At 55.8% G+C, this 3609-nt stretch carries 2 protein-coding genes and 1 pseudogene; 1 reads left to right on the top strand and 2 read right to left on the bottom strand.

Annotated features, from left to right (window positions below):
• Positions 1-141 (top strand): annotated as a pseudogene (locus LC354_RS26940) (IS5/IS1182 family transposase); the annotation flags it as partial.
• A 417-nt stretch (positions 142-558) separates the two neighbouring features.
• Here the strand turns inward: LC354_RS26940 and LC354_RS26935 are convergent.
• Together LC354_RS26935 and LC354_RS26930 are read right to left on the bottom strand one after the other, a co-directional pair.
• Positions 559-2223 (bottom strand): BCCT family transporter, encoded by a 1665-nt coding sequence (locus tag LC354_RS26935; protein WP_223429020.1) that lies wholly within the window; start codon positions 2221-2223, stop codon positions 559-561.
• A gap of 42 nt (positions 2224-2265) precedes the next feature.
• Positions 2266-2682, bottom strand: a complete 417-nt coding sequence (locus tag LC354_RS26930) for a universal stress protein (RefSeq protein WP_223429019.1) — start codon at positions 2680-2682, stop codon at positions 2266-2268.
• Between the last annotated feature and the right edge of the window lie 927 nt (positions 2683-3609).

The following is a 3609-nucleotide window of genomic DNA, read 5'->3' as shown; positions in this document are numbered from 1 at the left end:
ATCGAGCGTTTCTTTGGCAGGCTGAAAGCCTCGTTCCGCCGTATCGCAACCCGATACGAGAAGACATCACGCAATTTCCTGTCGATGATCAAACTGGCATCGGTCAGGCTGTGGATCGAGTTTTATGAGTCCGCTGCCTAGTCTACCACTCCTTAAAAGATGAGAGTAAAAGTCTAGCGTGCTTACAGGTTTTACGAGCGGATCGTGAAGCCGCGTGGCCTTGATAAAATCCGCATGCGAGATCCTCAATCAGGCAAATCGAGTAGAGCGGGTCCCGGTTGGACGTAGCGTATGCCCCCTAAGAGGCCGTGCTTGTTACATCAGTTCACTTGAATGATAGCAGGTGCTGAAAGTCCACCGTGTAGACCGCATTATGAGCTCCGCAGAAACCCAGCCAAAAAGGCCATTCGTTGTGGCCGCAACCCATTCTAGCCATTGACGCGCCTGCAATGTTTTCATCGTCCGGGCAGAAAGCAAATTCAGGCTCCACGCAAAGCCGTTTTGTGGCTCGGCAGATTAAGAAGGGGCGCAGAGACGCGCCCGTTCAATCCTAATGGTTCAGATATGCTTGTGCTCTTCCCTCAGGCCTCTGAAAATACACCAACACATCAACAGCAACACGACCGTGAAAGGCAACCCGGTTGAAATGACCATCGCCTGCAGAGACCCAAGGCCGCCGCCGATCAGGAGCACGATGGCGACGAGACCTTCAAAGGTACACCAGAACACACGCTGCGGCACTGGTGCATCGATCTTGCCACCGGCTGTGATTGTGTCGATCACGAGGCTACCGGAATCGGACGATGTCACGAAGAACACAATCACCAATACAATACCGACGGTCGAAGTGATCGAGGCCAGCGGCAGGCTATCCAGCATCGCAAACAGCGACAGTTCCGGTTTATAGGCGTCGATCACATTGGCTTTCACCGCGCTGTCGCCGAGGTTCGCGATCATGTCGTTGATCGCAGTCCCGCCGAACACGGCCATCCAGAAGATGCAGACCAACGATGGGATGATCAGCACGCAGGTGATGAACTCGCGGACGGTACGACCGCGGGAAACACGTGCGATGAACATGCCCACGAAAGGCGACCAGGAAATCCACCAAGCCCAGTAGAACGCGGTCCAGCCTTCGCGGTAGCCGTCATCTGCACGACCGAACGGATTGGACAGCGGAACAACCTCTTGCGCGTAGGCCACAAGCGTCTTGCCGAAATCGGTAAAGATGCCGACAGCACCGGCGGTGAAAAGTACGAAGAGAAGAAGCGCGATTGCCACCACCATGTTGATCTCGGACAGAACCTTGACCCCACCATCAAGTCCCCGCAGGACCGAGACCAGCGCGACGGCGGTGATGCCAATGATGAGGATGACCTGAACTGTTACGTTGCTCGGAATGCCATAGACAAACTCCAGACCAGCATTGGCCTGTTGTGCTCCCAGACCTAACGAAGTCGCAAGGCCGAAGAGAGTGGCAAAGACCGCCGTAATATCGATCACGTGGCCCCACCAGCCCCAGACACGTTCACCCAAGATCGGGTAAAAGGCCGAGCGGATCGAAAGTGGCAGACCCTTGTTGTAGCTGAACAGTGCCAGCGCGAGCGCGACGACGGCATATATAGCCCAAGGGTGGAGTGCCCAGTGAAAAGAGGTCGCGGCTAACGCCATGCGCTTGGCGGCTTCCACGTTTTCCGGGATCAGCGCGCCATCCTCGGTGAACGGACGCACTGCCCCCAAAGGCTCGTCTCCCCAGGGTGTGCCAAAGTAATAGGCCGGCTCCAGAACGCCGAAGAACATTAGCCCGATGCCCATACCGGCGGCAAAGAGCATCGCAAACCAGCCGAGATATCCGTAATCGGGTGTGGCGTCGGCGCCGCCCAAACGGACCTTCCCATATGGCGACACGATGAGAACGAGGCAGAACAGGACGAATATGTTCGCCGCCGACAGGAAGAAGCCGTCAAACGTGGATGTCAGTGCCGGGCGGAGCCAGCCAAAGAAGTCGGCAGCCTGCTGAGGTGCCAGCAGCGCGTAAACCACGAAGGCAACAACCGAAAGGGCCGAGATCAGAAAGACCGGGTTGTGAATGTCCAGGCCGAAGGGGCCGATCTGCGCTTCGATATTGTCCTGACCGATCTCGTAATCGGTATCAATGAGATCGGACGCGCCCTCTGGCGCGGGGATCCCCGTGATTTCGTCTATGTCAGTGTTATCTGCCATGTTTCGGTTTCCCCTGTAATTATAGTTGCATGGTTTGGTGCGTCACGCGCGCACAACCATTACCGAGCACTTTGCATGCTCGGCCAGCTTTCCACCGTTGGACGGCCAGATGTAGTCCATCACATTCGGTACATGGCTCGCCATGACAACGAGGTCGGCGCCAGTTTCACCGATTGCGCGCATCAGTGCATCGTCGATCTCGGTTGTCGGGTCATGCGCGATAGCAGTGTGGGTCGCCGTTTCGACGCCGTGCTTGGCAGCCTCTTGCTCAGCGAATGCACCAAGCCTTTGGCCAAACTCTTCCGGGTTATGCGCCAATTTGCTAGGGGCGGACGACGTAACGCCGACGTATGTAATCGGCACGCGATAGAGCTTTGCCAGATCGGCCGCACAGTCTAGCGCAGCGCTTAGCCGTTCGACATGCGCCAAGTCGACCGGTGCCATTATTCTCTTGAACATTTTCACCTTCCTGCAAGGGTGTGGCTTAACGGAGTTTTCTCAGCCCGAATGGGCCACACCAGCCCGCTTTTTCCATAACCGATAGCTCTTCGCTCATTGAGTCGAGCCTACACACTTATGGTTGCAGAATGCAAACAGGGGCAAATCACGGGAACTGATCAGGCTAGACCATATGTCATTGGTCTGAATCGAGCAGCCCGAATTTCGCTCTCAAAATGCAGGGCATACAGCTTATCGCACTCGGCCAGTCAATTCGCTTAACCGCAGGGACCCTAAGCCTGACACTTGCCCATGGTTGGGGACTCTATCGGACCAAGCGACAACCGGGAACGACCGCTTTGGCAACATACGCTGCATCGCAACTATGGAAGTGCTTCACGAGCGAGAGAATGCTGCGTCAGCGAAATGCAAAAACCCAAAGTCGGGAAAGTCCGCATCCTGTCTGTTCATGTGCGACGCAGCGAACGGCACCATTAACCCAAAGCGCACCTTCGCCGTGCTGTCCGGCAACTTTCACAGTGCGGACCAGGACGAAACCGCTGCCGCGGTATTGGCGCTTGTGGTGGGTGATGGGCGCTGATCGGAGCGCAGCGATTTGGTGAACTGACGCGCCTATCGGACGATTGGGACCTTCTCAATCTGACGATAGGAGGTTTCAATGTCAGAGCAATATGTACCGGCACTGCGCCGTCGTTTCCTCGAAGACATGCAGATCAAAGGTCTGCAACGGTGTCAGTTAGAAAGGGATTAGTAGGGGATGTACGTCAAACGTTCTCTTGCGTCGTCCGGCACCGTCCAAGATCGAGACGAGAATTAGTCAATTGATAATAATGAGTTGTACAGCTTCAGGTGAGTATTCCACGCGACTTGGCCGGTCATTCCACGAACACTTGGCCACCCATTCCATGGGACTTGGCCACCCCAGGA

It is taken from the genome of Tateyamaria pelophila, from assembly GCF_019966495.1.
GTDB classification, from domain to species: domain Bacteria; phylum Pseudomonadota; class Alphaproteobacteria; order Rhodobacterales; family Rhodobacteraceae; genus Tateyamaria; species Tateyamaria pelophila.
The sequence above is the reverse complement of the archived record's forward strand: the minus strand, read 5'-3'. Positions and strand labels throughout refer to the sequence as shown.